Origin of the sequence: Paenibacillus sp. GYB004 (genome assembly GCF_036577605.1) — a bacterium.
GTDB lineage: Bacteria > Bacillota > Bacilli > Paenibacillales > NBRC-103111 > Paenibacillus_AB > Paenibacillus_AB oceani.
Genome location: NZ_JARBDB010000002.1, coordinates 80,103 through 98,011, shown reverse-complemented (window position 1 = coordinate 98,011; position 17,909 = coordinate 80,103). Strand labels below are relative to the sequence as shown.

The 17,909-nt window shown below is 55.0% G+C and carries 11 protein-coding genes and 1 other annotated feature; of the genes, 7 read left to right on the top strand and 4 right to left on the bottom strand.

Annotated elements, in window-relative coordinates; translation table 11 throughout:
- Positions 1-170: 170 nt before the first annotated feature.
- On the bottom strand, positions 171-851 hold the full coding sequence (locus PV433_RS00510) for an MIP/aquaporin family protein (RefSeq protein ID WP_332070273.1): 681 nt from the start codon (positions 849-851) through the stop codon (positions 171-173).
- A 389-nt stretch (positions 852-1,240) separates the two neighbouring features.
- Between PV433_RS00510 and PV433_RS00505 the strand changes: the two genes are divergently transcribed.
- Together PV433_RS00505 and PV433_RS00500 are read left to right on the top strand one after the other, a co-directional pair.
- Positions 1,241-7,498: an S-layer homology domain-containing protein gene (locus tag PV433_RS00505; RefSeq protein WP_332070272.1), complete on the top strand. Its 6,258-nt coding sequence runs from the start codon at positions 1,241-1,243 to the stop codon at positions 7,496-7,498.
- 261 nt (positions 7,499-7,759) lie between these two features.
- Positions 7,760-8,920 (top strand): response regulator, encoded by a 1,161-nt coding sequence (locus PV433_RS00500; RefSeq protein ID WP_332070271.1) that lies wholly within the window; start codon positions 7,760-7,762, stop codon positions 8,918-8,920.
- A gap of 48 nt (positions 8,921-8,968) precedes the next feature.
- On the opposite strand, the gene PV433_RS00495 is transcribed toward PV433_RS00500, so the two are convergent.
- Positions 8,969-9,217: a hypothetical protein gene (locus tag PV433_RS00495; protein WP_332070270.1), complete on the bottom strand. Its 249-nt coding sequence runs from the start codon at positions 9,215-9,217 to the stop codon at positions 8,969-8,971.
- Positions 9,218-9,390: 173 nt separating this feature from the next.
- Here PV433_RS00495 and PV433_RS00490 point away from each other — a divergent pair, with 173 nt between their 5' ends.
- From PV433_RS00490 to PV433_RS00475, 4 genes are all read left to right on the top strand, one after another.
- On the top strand, positions 9,391-10,077 hold the full coding sequence (locus PV433_RS00490; protein ID WP_332070269.1) for a class I SAM-dependent methyltransferase: 687 nt from the start codon (positions 9,391-9,393) through the stop codon (positions 10,075-10,077).
- Positions 10,078-10,391: 314 nt separating this feature from the next.
- The gene (locus PV433_RS00485; protein WP_332070268.1) at positions 10,392-11,576 is read left to right on the top strand and encodes a GNAT family N-acetyltransferase; all 1,185 of its coding nucleotides are present in this window, start codon (positions 10,392-10,394) and stop codon (positions 11,574-11,576) included.
- Positions 11,577-11,642: 66 nt separating this feature from the next.
- Positions 11,643-11,870 (top strand): hypothetical protein, encoded by a 228-nt coding sequence (locus PV433_RS00480; protein WP_332070267.1) that lies wholly within the window; start codon positions 11,643-11,645, stop codon positions 11,868-11,870.
- A gap of 110 nt (positions 11,871-11,980) precedes the next feature.
- Positions 11,981-12,211, top strand: a binding site (T-box leader).
- A 94-nt stretch (positions 12,212-12,305) separates the two neighbouring features.
- Positions 12,306-13,838: a 2-isopropylmalate synthase gene (locus PV433_RS00475; protein ID WP_332070266.1), complete on the top strand. Its 1,533-nt coding sequence runs from the start codon at positions 12,306-12,308 to the stop codon at positions 13,836-13,838.
- A gap of 125 nt (positions 13,839-13,963) precedes the next feature.
- On the opposite strand, the gene PV433_RS00470 is transcribed toward PV433_RS00475, so the two are convergent.
- A complete protein-coding gene (locus tag PV433_RS00470; protein ID WP_332070265.1) occupies positions 13,964-14,740 on the bottom strand; it encodes a Cof-type HAD-IIB family hydrolase in 777 nt (258 codons plus the stop codon).
- Between the two features lie 88 nt (positions 14,741-14,828).
- A complete protein-coding gene (gene serS, locus PV433_RS00465; protein ID WP_332070264.1) occupies positions 14,829-16,118 on the bottom strand; it encodes a serine--tRNA ligase in 1,290 nt (429 codons plus the stop codon).
- A 651-nt stretch (positions 16,119-16,769) separates the two neighbouring features.
- On the opposite strand from serS, the gene hprK reads away from it, so the two are divergent.
- Positions 16,770-17,708: an HPr(Ser) kinase/phosphatase gene (hprK, locus tag PV433_RS00460; protein WP_332070263.1), complete on the top strand. Its 939-nt coding sequence runs from the start codon at positions 16,770-16,772 to the stop codon at positions 17,706-17,708.
- The last annotated feature ends 201 nt before the right edge of the window (positions 17,709-17,909 follow it).

Genomic DNA, 17,909 nt, shown 5'->3' with positions numbered 1-17,909 from the left:
GGGCCGCTTACACAGGGCATTCAGCTTTGCACGCCGTAGAGGCTGCCGAGCAAACCCAAACCGTCATTTGCGTTTTTTTGAGACTGGCCTGGAGCCAACATGTTCAAGGAAAAAAGACCTCTTCATCCACGTTGCAGTGGAAGATGAGGTCTTTTCGTTTGATGAATAGCTTATGTGCGGCTATTTAGCACCCGATAAGCAAACGCAGCCAGCGCAGCCCCGATGAACGGAGCGGTGACGAACACCCATAGCTGCGACAGCGCATCGCCGCCCAGCAGGAGGGCGGGGCCGAAGCTTCTCGCCGGGTTGACCGAGGTGCCGGTCAGACCGATGCCGAGAATATGTACGAGAACGAGCGATAGGCCGATGACGATCCCGGCGGTGCTTCTGTTGTCCGACGAAGCGGTTACGCCGAGGATCGCATAAATAAACACGAAGGTGAGAACGATTTCCACGATTACCGCCATTAGCGCCGATATACCGATGCCGTACCCCTCGCCGAACCCGTTTTGCCCCAGACCGGCTACCGTCTGACTGGTTGAATCGATGATCGCATACAGCAGTGCCGAGCCCGCTACAGCTCCTAAAATCTGTGCGACGACATAACCGACGAAATCTTTGCCGGACAGCTTCTTGCCGAGCAGCATAGCAAGCGAAACAGCCGGATTAATGTGGCAGCCGGAGATCGGACCGATCACGTAGGCCATCGCGACGATTGATAAGCCGAACGCCATCGCGATTCCCAGAAATCCAAGCTGTTCCCCCGCAGTAGCCGCACTTCCGCAGCCTACCAGCACCAGCACAAAAGTCCCGATCAGCTCAGCCGTGTACTTTTGGACGGATGAATACATGGAATGCCTCCTCGAAATTGGAATAGTTTCCATTATAAACGGTATGCCTATACAAAAACTTACATCCCTCCATGTGTATTATCGAAATCGAGTTATATGTATGCAGTTCCAGTCCCCTTCAACGGATGGGTTGTACTTTTTGAACGGGCTTGCAAACCGAAGGAGGTGTATATGTTCTGTATATGTGCTGTTGCTATACTCGTTAAAGGTATTTTTTAGCTTTTTTTGTCGCGGTTTTGTCGAACCGAGTCGATGCAGAGGTCTGGGACACTCTGACCAATAAAAGGGGGGGGTGCTAATGAAGCGCTGACGGTAAGCATTTGGATTATTCGGTATTGCCTAGCGTAGCCCGACGAAAATCGGGCAGCGAATAAGGAGGAAAAGGAAGAATGGGAATACGAGGAAGAGTAAAAGGCTGGATGAGGCAAGTAGCCATGCTGCTCATTTTCACGATGGCAGTCGGGACATTTTCCAGCGCATTCACTACCCGGGAAGCGGCGGCAGCCGAGACATCTTCGCAGCTGATTGCGAGCTATGATTTTAACGGTTCGTTTCAGGATCATCTCGGCGGATCGGAGCTGATGGAAGTTGCGTCTACGCCAACCCATGGTAACGACAGCTCGGGCTTTGGCACGACTGTTACCGGCGACACCTACTGGCAGTGGCAATCTGCCAAGCCAAGGGGTGGCGGAGTTACGGTGGATGTGTACCAGGACATTAGCAAAAGCTACTCCATCGGTATGCGTTTCTCGTACGATTTGATTAAAGCTGGGTATACGAAAATCATTGATTACAGAAATAAAGGAGCAGATCAGGGGTTTTATTTTCATGGCGGAAAGATGAATTTCTATAGCCTTAGTAGCCTGGTAACCCAAACTCCCCCCATTACTAAGGATCAGATTGTAGATATTATCGCGACAAGGGACGAGGCAACGAAGAAATTCACAGCTTATTTCGTTGTGAACGGAGAGCTGAAAAAGGAAATCGAGGTAATCGATACTAACGGTGAAGCGGTGCCTAGCCTTGTAGGCGGGAAGACACGGTTCGGCTTCTTTTTTGACGATACCAAATCAGGTGCTGCTGAAGCGACTACAGGCGGAAAAGTATATTCCATTAAGTTTTGGGATGGACCGATAACGGCGGAGCAGGCACAAGGAGCCATGAATAAGCCTGCGGACACCCTAAGCGCTTCTGCATCGGCAGGACAAGCGGCCGGAACAACCAAGGTGACAGCTGCCGCCGGAGCTGGAAACAAACTGGTAGTCCGTGTATCGAGCAGTCCTATTCCGAATCCGAATAAAGGCGAAGCTGCGCCAATCGGAGCGGGAGTGACCGATCCCTATACAGCAGGACAAGATATCGCCGGTGTAGATGCTGTCACGAACAAATATGTCGGTGTATACGAAGTGGATGCAGCAGGGAAAGTTGTCGGATTTAAGCTGATTACATTGACGAGTGGTGAAGTGGCGGCAGCATTGCCCCCAGTCGTATCCTTACAGACAACTTACAAGGAATACACCGAAGGGGACGGAGTCGTTGTTTTGGCGCCCAATACCCAGATTACAGGCGGTAATCCTTATTCTGACGGAACTTTAACGTTTGCAATCCGCAGCGGAAGCAAACCGGGCGAGAAGCTGTCTTTGGTGAAATCTCTTTCTCCATCTGTCGCAGCAGATGAGGTGTCTGTTGTAGGGGACCAAATTTTCCTGGGCAACGGTATGACCGCTCAACAGATAGGATCTGTCAGCAATACGAAAAATGGTCAAGGCAAAGATCTGCAAATCGATCTTTCAACTCCGTTGACAAATGGTGACTTCTCATCTGGCACGACCGGCTGGACGATCACCAACGATGTTGTACTTTTAGGCAATCTGGCTACTAAAACAGAAGGGAAACCCGTTACGATCAGCGGTTCCGGGCCTTATACGGTATCCGGCACAGCAACCGGCGGAGCGCCCTATTCGTTCTTAACGGACGTGAATTATGATCCCAACGATAGCGGTAAAGGCGCTTTCTGGAAAAATGAAGGCGTCGAAAGACCGGTAAAAGATGCGGGTCCTGCCAAATTCAAATCAAGCATCGTTAGCGGCGCGCTTAAGCTCGAGTCGGATAGTATCACTTTGAAAAACAGTTCTAATCCGAATAGCGCATACGGTTCCGTATTCGGCCCAGACGCCATCAGCAGTCCGTTTACAGCCAGCGCGGGAAGCACATTGGCGTTCCAGTGGAAAGCCGAAGGCGGCGGTGACGACTACGAGATTTACGGGTACTTGGTCAACGCTGCAACGAATGAGCATATTGAGCTGATGTACGGCAGAGGGAAAACGCAAGGGTGGACAACGGCTACGGGTACGATTCCTGCAGACGGGGAGTACAAATTCCGTTTCGTTGCCGGGTCTTACGACAAATCAGGGGCATACGGTCTCGGCGCAGCTTTATTCATTGACGACGTCAGGGTATTCAACAGCAATGTAACAGCTTCTGTTGTAGAAAAAATAGCCCGGCTGGTCACCTACGAAAACTCTCCGTTCCCGCGTCCTGTAGGCGCAGCGGATCGGATCGTGGATGTTACCGTCAAAAATTCCGCAGGCGTAACCGCAAGCGATGCGATGACCGTTCATCTGATCGGTTCCGGCGCAGGCTCGCCCGGCGGAGTAGACGGCGCGACCCTGTGGCTGAAGGCCGATAAGGATGCGGCCGCCGATCTGAACGGACAGCTTACCGGCTGGTCGGATCAAACGGGGACGAATCAGTTTGCCGTAAAGGGGACGCCCGATTATAAGGCGGCACCGGCTAACTTTAACCCGGCTGTAGCGTTCCAGAATACAACTTCTTACAATCAAAATCCTAACGAATACATGATCGGCGACAAACCGATTACGTTCAAAGAAGGATACGCGGTATTCAAGCAAACGGACGGAACGGTAGTCGGTTCGGCCGCTCCGCGTGCAGGCGGTTACGGAGTAGGGATTTTCTCGAAATGGGCCGGCAAGCTGTGGGCGGGCAATGGGGCCAACGGCACGTATCACGGGTTTGCTTTCAACGATGCGTCGCGTTTCCATATGGCCGCATTTGATATGGCGAATTCGACCGATTCGCAAGGCAAGCTGAACGGCAAAAACCAGCCGATGACAAGAAACAAAGCGATCAACTCGATCGAATTTACGCCGGTAATCGGCGGTACGTTCGGCGGCGGCAGCTCGAACAACTGGTACCATTACAAAGGCGATATCGCTGAAGTAGTGCTGTACCCGGCGAGCAACGCCCCGGTTGACAAGCTGAAGGTAGAAAGTTACTTGGCTCTGAAATACGGTCTGACGCTGAATCATGGTGGAAGCGACTATGCGGCAAGCAATTACGACGGAACGGCCGGAACGAAAATGTGGACGGCTGCGGACAATACCGGGTACGGCAAACGGATTACCGGGATCGGCCGCGACGACGGAAGCGAGCTGCAGCAAAAACAGTCGAAATCCCAAGAGGCGGGAGCGCTTGTAACGATCGCTCTTGGCGACGGAATTACGGCTGCCAACGCACAAAACGGCAATACGATCGCAACCGACCTGTCCTTCTTCACGTTCAGCGATAACGGCACTATAGCCGCTAAATACGACGGAGAAGTGCCTGAGATTACGACAGCTCCTCAGCACAAGCTGAAGCAGTTGAACCGTGAATTCAAAGTGGACAAGACGAACTGGCTCGATACGGACATTACGCTTAAGCTGGACGTTACGGCCGAAACTCCCGCTGCCCTGTATTACCTGGTGATCCGGGATACGGCAGGAGTTTTGACGGAGATCCTCGCGCTTAATACCGAAGGAACTGTCAAAATCAATAGTGCGAAACTGGCAGACGGCAGTACCTTTACGTTTGCCAAAGTAACGAAGGATGCATTGCAAAAATCCGTAAACGGAGTAGGCAAGTTGACGGCGGGGAACTACACGTCTGAAAGCTGGACAGCATTGCAAAACGCATTGACTTCAGCCAACACGGTGCTCGGCAACCCGAATGCAACTCAAAAGGAAATTGACGAAGCGCTCGCCGCACTGGAAGCTGCCAAGCAGGGACTATCCAGTTCCCGCGACAAGCTCGAAGCCAAGGTGAACCAAATCAAGTCCGCCATGGACGCCGGAACTTTGAAGGAAGGCGACTATACGGCAGACAGCTGGCAGGCATTGAAAGACGAACTTAATCGTGCAAATGCGGTGTTGGCTCAGACTCCGGCCGCAACCGAGCAGGAGCTCGCGCAAGCGATCACGAAGCTCGACGAGGCGAAGGCCGCTTTGGTAGACCTCAGCGCTTTGCGTGCCAAAGTAAACGAAATCGAAGGCGAAGGCTTGACTCCTTCGGGATACACGGCAACTAGCTGGCAGGCGCTCCAAGATGCGCTAGACCATGCGAAGAACGTGCTGGCTGACCCGAGTGCGACGCAAGCGGAAGTGGATCGCGCCAAGGCTGCTCTGGAAGCAGCAAGAGCGGCACTGGTTGCTGTTAACAAATCGGCATTGCAAGCAAAAGTGGACGAAATGAATGGCGAGACGAATTTGGAATCGCTGCTGACCCCTGAAAGCTGGGAAGCGCTGAAAGAAGCGATGGCGAAAGCTCAGGCGGTGCTTGACGATCCAGACGCTACTCAAGCGGAGGTCGATGCGGCATTGGCTGCGCTTCAAGCGGCTCGCCAAAATGCGGTAATCGCAGGTGCGGAGCTGACCGTACTCGACATCGTCTATGCGGATGGCAGCGGCAATCCGGCAGTTGTGGAACTGTCGCCGGCATTTGACGGCAAGCAGTATTTGAACTATACGGGAGTCGTACCGAACGCTGTCAGCAGCGTCGGCCTCGATCTTCAATCATTGGACCCGAATGGTCAAGTACAGGTTACTGTGAATGGGCAATTGATACCGGCATCGGATTGGGGCAACTTGCCACTCCGAGAAGGACGCAATGTAATCGAAGTTGAAGTGACCGATTCAAACGGAAACAAAAACAAATATACGATCGAAATGATGCGCGTCTCCAGCAAGCTGGAATCGCTCGCGGCTCCCGGATACGGATTGAATCCGGCATTCCAGTCGGACAAGGAAGCCTACACGATGAACGTCCCTTATGAAGTGTCCCAGCTTCCATGGACTCCAGTTGCGCTCGACCCTGAGGCGAAGATTGAGTTCAGCGTGAACGGCGGGGCTGCGGTCACCGTTGCCAGCGGCACGTCGAGTCCGGCGCTTCCGCTGCAAGTGGGATCTAACACGGTAACCGTGAAAGTGACGGACCGGAACGGAGGCGTCAAGGAGTATGTTGTGACGGTGTACCGTGACTCCGACTCCGGCTCTGACAACGGGTCTGGAACGGTTGGCGGAGGAACCGGCATTGGCGGAGGCACTTCTCCGGCAACGGGTGATATCATCACCAGCGTGAACGATTCAACACGTGAATTCGCAACAGGCAAAAAGACGACTGAAGGCGGACATACTCTAACGACTGTTGAGATCGACGCCGGCAAGTTAAACGGCATTTTGGCGCAAGGCATCGGCCAGAAGCTTGCGATCCGCGTGCCGAACACAGGGGATGTCGGTGTTCAAGGTTTGATGGCCGAACAGGTGAAGCGGATTGCCGATTCCGGCTCCAGTCTGGAGATTGGAAATCTGCTGGCGATCTACCCGGTACCGGGCGGACAGCTGGACTTCAACGCCATCTCGAACAACTTGAACGGCGCGAAGCTGGGCGATATTGCCGTCCACGTCGACATCAAACGTTCTCCGGAATCCTTGATCGACAGCGCGCGCAGCAAGGCGACGGCTGAAGGACACGAGCTGCTGGTCGATCCGGTCGATCTGAGGCTCACCTTTACAACCGACGGGAAAACAACAGGCACGGATCGTCTGAACGGATATGCCGCTAGATATATCGCGCTGCCGGAAGGAATCGATCTTAACCGGATCACGACAGGCGTGGTCATCAATCCGGACGGTACGATGTTCCACTTGCCTACAGTTGTAACGAAAATCAACAACCGGTATTTTGCATTGATTAACGATTTGCGCACCAGCGGTACGTATTCCGTCATCTGGAATCCGAAAGATTTTGACGACGTGAAGAGCCACTGGGCAAGAGCGGACATTAGCAATATCGCGGCAAGACTCGATCTTGCAGGAACCGGGAACAATACGTTCTCGCCGGACCGGAATATTATCCGTTCCGAGTTCGCGACTATTGTAGCGACCGGTATGGGCCTGATGCGTCAAAATGTGGTTGAAAATCAATTCGAGGATGTCAATATATCCGACTGGTATCACGATGGAGTCAGCATCGCCAGCGAATTTGAAATTGTGCTCGGTTATGACGACGGCTTGTTCCATGGCGGCCGGAACATTACGAGAGAGCAAGGCATTGCCATGATCGCCCGCGCGTTCAACCTGGTTGAGCCGCAAAGATTTATGAGTCCGGCGGAAATCAATGCGACGCTTCTGAAGTTCGGCGATGCGGATAACGTATCGGGCTGGGCTAGGGAAGTTGTAGCGAAGATGGTTGCAGCCGGCATCGCCGAAGGCGAAGACGGACGACTGCTGAATCCGCAAGACTACATGTCGCGCGCGGAAGCGGCTGCTCTGATGAGAAGGCTGTTGCAAATGACAAACCTGATCGACTAAGGGCGGACGCAACCCGGGGCGAACGGGAAAAAACCATCAAATCCATCAGTCGGATTTGGTGGTTTCTTTTTTGATAGACCGTTTAAGTTTCTCACCAAAACTAAAGCGTAGAAGGTGGCTGCGTCCTTTGCCGTGTCCCCAGGTTCCCTTATGTAGCTTGCGTAAATAGCCCGCTTGTCCCTGTCAGAACCAAAAAGGTGGTGATATAATAAAGGAATTGATGAAAATGTTAAATTGCACCAGCAAGGCGGTGTTATCCGGATGAGAGCCATCCTGGTAGACGATGAGCGATTAGCTCTGGCGCAACTGAAAAAGCTGCTGGAGCGAGACATAGGCGACATCGAAGTCATAGGCATGTATACCGATCCGCTTCAAGTATGCGATCAGGCCCGGAAGCTTCGGCCGGACGCCGTATTTCTCGACATCCAGATGCCCGGCATTGACGGCCTGGAACTGGGGGAGCGGCTGCAGTCCGCCGTTCCGGAAGCGGAGATCGTATTTGTAACCGCTTATGATCAGTATGCGGTACAGGCGTTCGAGCTGCATGCCCTGGATTATGTGATGAAGCCGGTTCAATTGGACCGGCTGCAGAAAACGATCGACAGGCTGAAGGACCGGACCTTATCGGGCTGTGAAAGCGGAACGGCTGAGGAACCACCTGTAATCAGCTGTTTTCATCAAATCAAATTCCAACTGCCCGGCGGACAGCCGCTATCGGTCAAGTGGCGTACGAGCAAAGCTCAGGAGCTGTTCGCCTATTTGCTTCATCACCGGGACCGGACGGTCGACAGGGAGACGCTATTCGAGCTGCTGTGGCCGGATTTTGACAGCATCCGTGCGGCCAAGCAGCTGTATACGACCATCTACCATATCCGGCAAACGTTAAAAAGCGCCGGGCTTCAAGCGGTTACGATCCATAGCGGGGAGCTGGAGGTCGGGTACAAACTTACGATTGGCGAGGCGAGGCTGGATGTGGCGGAATGGGAAGCAAGGCTGAAGCGGCTGCCGACACTTGAGGCCGGACATATGGAGGAGCACGAGCACGTGCTGGAGATGTATAAAGGCCACTACTTGGGCGAGGTTGAATATTTGTGGGCCGAGCACGAGCGGGAACGGCTTCGGAGGCTGTGGCTGCACCATGCCGAAGGGCTGAGCGATTATTATCTGGAGCGGGGCATGATAGTCGCCGCCTTGCAGGTGAATCAGCGGATTCAGCAGCATCTTCCTTATGATGAAGAAAGCTATTTCACGCTGATGAAGCTATACGACTCTTTAGGAGATACAGCGGGGGTAGAAGACCAGTACTGGCTAATGACTTCCAGATTGGAGCGGGAACTGGATTCGGCCGTGTCTCCGGCGATCACGAAGTGGTACGATAGCTGGAAAGAACAGCGGGGACGTGCGCGTCTTGCCGGGGTATAAGCAAAGGGAAGGAGCGCCAAACCGGACTCTTCCCTGAGCCAGAAACGTTTAGCGGAGAGGCAAGCTCTCTGCGGGCCTTTTGTCGCCGGAGAAGTACAAGACGGCCTTCCAACCGCCCGAAGCAGCCTCCAGCTCGATCGTCTGCAGCTCGTCCCATCCGGCAGGGGCTTGTTTCTGTGCAGCTTCTAAACGGAGAGCCAAAGTGTCTGTCAGCTCTTCCAGCAAATCTTCGGAATAACCGTGATCCGGAACGTTAACGGGAATCGGCCTGTCGTGAAACATGATGCGGAGCAGCATGGCAATAGTCCCTTCTTTTATATAAACTAGCCAGATTATTATACATGACGCGACTGAACAAAATCTGAACCGGCAGCCCGTCGAAGGGATTGACCTTAACGTTGCGGCAACGTTTATAGTGAATGTTGCCGGGAGGGACCCGATCCCGCCCCAGGCGAGGAGGAGATGGACGAATGGCTGACCATGCGAGCATTTATGCGGGACAGGCGGATGTATACGAGGAGATGATAGCCAAGCAGCCGGATTTGAGCGGGGTGCTGGAGGAGATTCGGCCGTTTGACGGACTGGACGCCGCCGACGTAGGAGCGGGGACGGGCAGACTGTCTGCCGTGCTCGGCCCGCGCGTCCGCTCGTTGGCTGCGTTCGACGCCTCAACCGCCATGTTGGATGTGCTGGCCGGCAAGCTTCGCAGCCGGGGACTGACGAACTGGAGGACGGAGCAGGCGGATCACCGGAAGCTGCCTTTGGCAGACAAGTCGGTGGACTTGATCGTATCCGGCTGGAGCGTCTCTTATCTGTGCAACTCGGATGTGCCCGGTTACCGGAGCCATGTACATGAGATCGTCGGAGAGATGAAGCGGGCGCTTCGTCCGGGCGGAACGATCGTGCTGTTCGAGACGATGGGAACGGGTACGGCAACGCCTGCTCCGCCGCCCTTTTTGCTCGATTATTACGAGACGCTGGAGCAAGAGCTCGGTTTCTCGCACCGCTGGATTCGGACCGATTACACGTTCGGCAGTTTGGCGGAGGCGGAGCGGCTGACCCGGTTCTTTTTCGGGAACGAACTGGCGGCGCAGGTTGTGCGTAACGGCTGGACCGTGGTGCCGGAATGTGCCGGCATCTGGTGGCTGCATGTGTAAGGAAACGGGGACAGGGACAGGGGCTTTGCCGCACAAGGCGAACCTTCCTGTCCTTTTTTGAATCCGGGCGCCAGAGACTCTTATATGGTTAGTTAACCTGTATGCATGTCGTATCACCGAACCCCAACGCGAACGGTTCGCAAGAAACTGGGTTACGGGCTTCATTAGGAGTCGAGCTTGTCCAGCAGGAAAACATTGTAAGTCCGGCGAATGGTAGAGAAAGAGAAAAGAGAAAAGAGAAAGAGAAAAGGAAAGAGAAAAGGAAAGTCCGGGTACAGATCCGGTTTCCGGAAGCTCGAATTAGGAGGACGGCTATGGAGCTGCGTTTGTATGTCGATTCGGACCGGGAGCAAGTGATCCGGCTGCACGAAGCTCTCGCCAGACAGGCGGATGCAGGTGTGGATCTCGGCTCGGATGGCGATAGTTGGCCCGATATCGAGCTAACCTGTTTGGCCGAAGGCGCGGAGTTCTGGGTAGGCGAGGAGAACGGCGCCGTCGCAGCGACGGGCGCCATCTGCATCAAAAACCCGGTGGTAGGTGAGATCAAGCGGCTGGGCGTACAGCCGGAGCTGCAGCGGCGGGGGTACGGCAGGCGAATGCTGGGCAAGCTGGAGGAGCGCGGACGGGAGCTTGGTTACCGGATCGTCTGCGCGGAAACGTCGGACCGTCCTTCTGCGGCTCAGGAGCTGTTTGCAAGCAGCGGATACGAAGTGTTCGACCGCCAGTCAAACGGCGGCGCTTCAACCGTTATGTACGGGAAATGGGTCACGGACCTTCCGCCGGAGCCGACGCCGGAGGAGACGGCAAAGTTCGAGGTCGATTGGGCGGTTCATAATCGGCTTCAAGATTATACGAAGCAGCTTTTTCAGGAGGGCTGTACGCCCGAGCAGGCGATGGAACGGGTGTTGGAATCGGACCTGTTCGCCGAGTGGCGTGCGGAGCAACGTTCGTTTCTGGTCGGATATGACGAGATCGAGTTGTACCGCGATCTGGAGGCGTCATTCCGGATCGGAGCGCATATAGGCCGGATCGAGGGGAAGGCGGTGGCATACTTCGATTGTTTGCCGGACACGGCACCCGCAGCGGACGGAAGCGAAGAAGCCGAACCTGTTTTTATTCTTTTGCATGTGCGGATCACTCCAACGCAACTGGCGTACGAGCTTGCTTCCTTCGCGCGGAAGCTGGGTCTAAGCAAACCGGTACCTTATAACGCATTATTGGGATTAATGAACGGTACGTATTTCGATATAGACCCGGCGGATCTGGAGCGGATGAACGGGCAAAGGGAACGTGCAGGCGAATGGATGCAAGCCTTTGTCGATGCCTATGGAGACGGATCGGCAGCTGTGAGAGATGACGGCGGGCGGACAGGAGGAGGAGAAGGTGAGCGTAACGATGAGCGGGCAGTTGGCGGAAGCGCTGGAAGCGGCGGAGACGGGGGTGCTGGTGGACCGGATGGAAGCGATTCGGAGCCGGGAAGGCAACCCGGAAGGGATTGAAATCGAGCGGAAGGATGGCGGTTTTTCCTGGGCTTCGCAGGGGGAGTCCCTGCGGCTGTAAGGGTCATGCGGGTGCAAGGGGATATCGCGTCCTTCACGCTGGCCGCCACGCTGCCCGACTACCGCGGCCGGGGACTGCACGCCGGACTGCTGCGCAAACGGATCGAGACGGCCGCTTCCTGCGGAGCCCGGTTCGTCGCCGCTCAGGCGTCTTTCGGCTCTGGCAGTTACCGCAATATGGAGCGGGCCGGTTTGAAGCTTGCGTACTTGCGGGCGATCTGGACGATGGGATGACGATCGGCGGCAGGGACGATAGTCGTAAGCAAAAAAGGATGAAAAACGAAGGAAATGCGATGTTGACATCCTCATTTAACGTGGCATATAATAACCAATAAATAAATACGCCAAATGTTGCGATTAGAAATAGTAGAAATGAAAAGAGCTTTCAGAGAGCCGTTGGCCGGTGCGAAACGGTAGTGACATTCATTTCGAACTCGTCTATGAACGGCTGCCCGAATCAAGTAGGGCTAGACGGATTTCCCCCGTTACAGGGATAGATGGTGATGGCCATCGAAGAAGATCATTTCCCATGAAATGAATTAGAGTGGTACCGCGAGTTCAACCTCGTCTCTATACGTAGAGACGGGGTTTTTTTGTTGATTAAATTCCGGGTTTAATCAACCTCGCTGCACATACTTACTAACCAAACATGCTTAGGAGGAACATCAAATGAACCGTAAAATTATCGTACTGGATACTACGCTGCGCGATGGAGAGCAAGTGCCGGGAGCGAAATTAAATATGCAGCAAAAATTGGAAATCGCTCAGCAGTTGAAAAGACTGAACGTGGATATTATCGAGGCCGGATTTCCGGCATCGTCCGCCGGCGATTTTCAGGCGGTCCAGGAAATTGCCCGCAGCGTAGGCGACAGCGTCTCGATTACGGCACTCGGCCGGGCGGTGAAGAGCGATATCGACGCCGTCTACGAGAGCATCAAGCTGGCGCAAAATCCGCTGATCCATATCGTGCTCGGCACCTCCAACATTCACGTGGAGAAAAAATTTAATCGTTCCAAGGATGCCGTGATGCAAATGGGCGTCGATGCGGTCAAATACGCCAGAACGCTGCTTCCTCACGTGCAGTATTCGACGGAGGACGCTTCGCGCTCGGAATTCGAATATTTGTGGAGCACGATCGAGGCCGTCGTCAAAGCGGGAGCTACGATGATCAATGTGCCGGACACAGTCGGCTTTGCGGTGCCGGAAGAATTCGGCGAGCTGATCCGCAAAATCAACGACAGGCTGAAAAACCTGAACGACAAAGTCGTCCTCAGCGTCCACTGCCACAACGACCTTGGGATGGCGACGGCCAATACGCTAAGCGCGATCAAAAACGGCGCCGAAAAAGTCGAGTGCACGATCAACGGGCTGGGCGAGAGAGCGGGCAACACGTCGCTTGAGGAAGTGGTCATGGGACTGAAAGTAAGGGAGTCGTTCTACCAATGCCGCACGGATATCAAGACGACGGAGCTGCTCCGGACGTCCCGGCTGGTCAGCCATCTGACCGGACTCGACGTGCAGGTGAACAAAGCGATTACCGGCGAGAACGCGTTCGCGCATTCGTCCGGCATCCATCAGGACGGTCTGCTTAAAGATAAGCAGGTATACGAGATTATGTCGCCCGAGGACGTCGGGGCCGAAAGCATGGAGCTGATCCTGACGGCCCGCTCCGGACGCCACGCCTTCAAAAATGCGGTGGAGAAGATGGGCTTCGACACGTCTGACGTTGCGGATTTCGAGCAGCTGTTCCAGAAATTCCTGACGCTGGCCGACGCCAAAAAAGAAGTGTACGACCATGACGTGTTTTATTTGGTGACCAATCACCGTACGATCGAGCAAAGCGAAAGCCAGCTGTACATGCTGGAATCGTTCCAGGTCATCAGCAGCGATCAGACGCCTACGGCAACGGTCAAATTGAAAAAGGGCGGGGAGTCGATCGTCGGCAGCTGTGTCGGGGACGGTCCGATCGACGCTTTGTACAGTGTCATTAAATCGCTCGTCGGCCTGGACGTGCAGCTTAAAGATTATAAAATCAATAGCTTGTCCCGGGGCAAGGAAGCGATCGGCCGGGTCAACATCCGGATCGAATACGAAGGCAAAACGTATTCGGGCCGCGCGATGGACACCGATATTATCAAAGCAAGCGCGAATGCCTTCTTGAACGGGATCAACGCCATCGTGCTGGAGCTGGTCAAAGCTTGATCGACGTCCTGCGGACGAAATGGGAAAGAGCCCCCGAAACGGATTTCGGCAAGGCTCTTTCTGTTTGTTTGGATGATGAGACCGGGCTCATTCGCGAGGCGGCCTCCGGTCATTCGAAAGAGGAGTTACCCGATTAGTCCGGCATATTTCAATCCGTGGCGGATACCGCCTTCGTCCACATGAGTTGTGACGTAGTCCGCATACGGCTTCAATTCCTCGTGGGAGTTGCCCATCGCGATCCCGAGACCGACCAAGGAGAGCATCTCTTTGTCGTTCAGACCGTCACCGAAAGCTACCGCGGCTTCAGGAGCTATCTCTAGATGGGCCAGAAACGCTTCGATCCCTTGCGCCTTGGAGCGGTCGTCCGGGATAACGTCCATCGCCTTCTCGTGCCAGCGGATCAGCTTCAGTCCCGGAACGGCCTGGTCGTACAACGGTTCCTCGGCCGTCTCGCAGTGGAGAAACAGCTGGTAGATCGACTGCTTCTTCCAGAAATCCGGGTCATACCCGGGGAGATCGACCCGCAGCGAGGTGACGGATTCGATCATAAACGGATCGGCTTCGTTGTTCGTATAGAAGGCGTCATGGCCTTCGAAAACGAGGCTGTGCCGGTGCTTGGCGGCAACGCCGACGAAACGTTCCACACTCTCGCGCGGAATTTCCCTGCTGAAAATCGGCTTGCCCTTATAAACTACATAGGCGCCGTTCAAGCTGATGTAAGAGTCGATGCCAAGCTTCTCGGCCAGAGGGGCAAAGAAGTAGGGGGCTCTTCCGGTCGCGATGACCGTTTCGATTCCGCGGCTTTGCAGCTCCCGAATCGCGTCGACCGCATCCGGCGGAATCTGTTTTTGTTCATCGACCAGGGTGCCGTCGATATCGAAAAATACAATTTGATAAGACATGAGCGCCTCTCTTCTCCTGTTCTCCTATAAGGGTCCGGAGATGGCCAACCGGCCTTCCCCGGAGCATCTCGCTGCGTATTATATGGTTTTACAGCTGCGGCTTGGGCTCAATCGCTTCCATCCCGTACATATACGGCCGCAGCGCTGGCGGAATATAAATCGAGCCGTCCTCGCGCTGATGATTCTCAAGCAGCGGAATCAGTATGCGGGGCGATGCGACGGCCGTATTGTTCAAGGTATGGCACATTTGCAGCTTGCCGTCCTCGTCCCGATACCGGATATTGGCGCGGCGCGCCTGGAAGTCGCGCACGTTCGACGACGAATGCGTCTCACCGTAGCCGTCCCGGCTCGGCATCCAGGTTTCGATGTCGTATTGCTTGTAGTTTTTTTGCCCCATGTCGCCGGTACAGACGGCCACGACGCGATAAGGCAGCTCCAGCATCGTCAGCAGTTCCTCGGCGTTGCCGGTAATTTCCTGGAGCATACGTTCCGAGACGTCGTCCTCTCCCCGGCACAAGATCACCTGCTCCACCTTGGCGAATTGATGGACGCGGTACAGCCCGCGCACATCCCGTCCGGCCGAGCCGATCTCGCGGCGGAAGCAGTTCGAGACGGCGGCCAGCCGGATCGGCTCGGCGACGTCCACGATTTCATCGGTGTAATAACCGATCAGCGACGCCTCCGATGTACCGACCAGCCATTTGTTGTCTTCCGGCAGCCGGAACGTCTGCTCTTGACCTCCCGGGAAAAATCCGGCGACGTTTAACGTTTCTTCGCGGACGAGCAGCGGCACGTCCATGACGGTAAAGCCTTTGCGTACGAGCAGATCGAGCGCCAGCTGCTGAACGGCGCGGTGCAAGTGCAGGCCCGCGTCTTTCAAATAATAGTTGCGGCTGCCGGCCGTCTTGACGCCGCGGGGAATATCGATTAGCCCCAGCGTCTCCCCTAGCGTCACATGATCTTTCGGCTCGAATGCGAATGTAGCGGGCGTGCCGACTCGTTTGACCTCAACATTATCGGCATCCGTAGCTCCGACCGGCGTATCCGCGGATACGATATTCGGCACGAGCTGCATAAGCCTGCGAAACTGCTGCTCCAGCCCGGCAAGCACCGGCTCGTTCTCCGTCAGCTCGTGCCCTACGGCCTTCGCCTGCTCTTTCAACCGCTCGGCCCCGGTCTTGTTGCCCGCGCGCATCTGCCGGGGGATATCCTCCGACAGCCGGTTGCGTTCCTGGCGAAGCCGTTCGACTTCGGCCAGCATTTTTCTTCGTTCCTCATCCGTTCGAAGCAGCTCTTCGATCGACACTTCGATTCGTTTCTGCTCGGCCGCTTGCTGCAGCTGCAGCTGATTCTCCCTAATAAACCGGATGTCCAGCATGGTGGTCCACGTCCTTTCGTTGTCCGAAAAAATGCAAAAAGCGCCCCCGTCATTTGGGACGAGGAGCGCTTTACACCCGCGGTGCCACCCAATTTGACCGGTTGCCCGGTCCGCTTGGTTCCGCGGTAACGGGGCGGTTCCCGGTATGCTTAGAGGACATGCGGCCGTATCGGAAACGGGTCCGATACGCAAGAACGGGAGCTGCTTCGAACGAAACAGACCCGGATGAAGTCCTGGTCGCAAACGCCTCCGAGTTGGATTCTCGTCATCGGCCTAATGCGTTTGTTTAATTTTGAAATATTGTACTGCATCCGTCTTCCAGTGTCAATGCCGGATTGCCTGGAACGGCTGCCGGTTTTCCTATAAAATGGTGATGAGCATCTTGGGCGATTATGAAGTTCCACGCGTCCGTCAACCGGTCGATACCGGGTTTCGCAGCGGCGACCGGCCGCTCCCTTGATTTTGGACACAAAAGATTCAACTTTGAAGCGAAACTGCCATAGGGGCGCAGCGTATATATAACGGCTGACCAAACAGCGGAACAACCCCTGGGAAAACGCTTGCAACAAATCGGGGAAGCGGGCATAATGAATACAGCTTCCGCTCCGATCAAGCTGTGAATATAACGATAGAAAGAGGTGCAGCGGCTCTATGAAATCCATCACCGTCCAAGATCTAGTCAACCGATTTCACTTGGAAATACTTGCCGGGCATTCGCAATTGCACCGAACGATCAGCAAATCCCGGGTTCACCGTCCAGGGCTCGAATTCGTCGGGTATTTCGATTTTTTCCCGCAGCAGCGGGTGCAGGTGCTTGGTCGCAAAGAAATCACATACTTACACAAACAGACCGAAGATGAGCGGGATTCCCGCATCGGCTCGGTCGTACAATACCACCCGCCGTGTTTCGTCGTAACCTGGAACCAGGAAATGGAAGGATTGCGTTATCTGATCGCGCATTGCGAGCGGGAAGGCATCCCTCTGCTTCGCACGGCGGAGCAGACGACTAAATGGATCGGCATGGCGGACGTTTTCCTGACAAAGATGCTCGCTCAGGAAATTCAAGTGCACGGCGTCTGCGTGAACGTCGCAGGCATCGGGATTCTGCTTCGCGGCAAATCCGGCATCGGCAAAAGCGAAACGGCGCTGTCGCTGATCCGCCGCGGCCACCGGCTCGTCGCCGATGACGCCGTCGTCCTGCGGAGAATCGGTCCGGAGACGATTATCGGCACGCATGACGGCAAGACGAAGGAGTTTCTCGCCTTGCGAAGCGTCGGCCTGATTAACGTCGCCCGGATCTACGGCCGGGGGGCGTTCCAGGACGAGACCCGGATCGTGCTCGATATCGAGCTGACGCCGTGGAAGGAAAACGAGCTGTACAACGACCTCGATATGACGCCGAAGACGTCTTCCTATATGGAGGTCGACATCCCGTACATCCAAATATCGCTCCAGCCGGGCCGCGACGTTGCAGGACTTGTCGAAGCCGCCGCGAACAACTGGTCGCTCCGCTTGCAGGGCTACAGCGCGGCCGAGGAATTCATGCAGCGGATCGAGGCGTTCACCCAGCAGCAACAGCAGCATAAATAAAAGCTCCGCCGTAATTGGGGAGAACGGCCATAGCATGTAAGGAGGAGGGCCGTCCTAAAAGTGTGCATTCGATAGGGCAGTATCCCCATTTCCAAATAAAAGGACCTCAAGTTCCACGGTACAGTGGAGGCTGAGGTCCTTTTTCATGAGGAAAATCGGTTCTGGGTGGAGACCCACCGGCCCTATACAGGATCTATACAT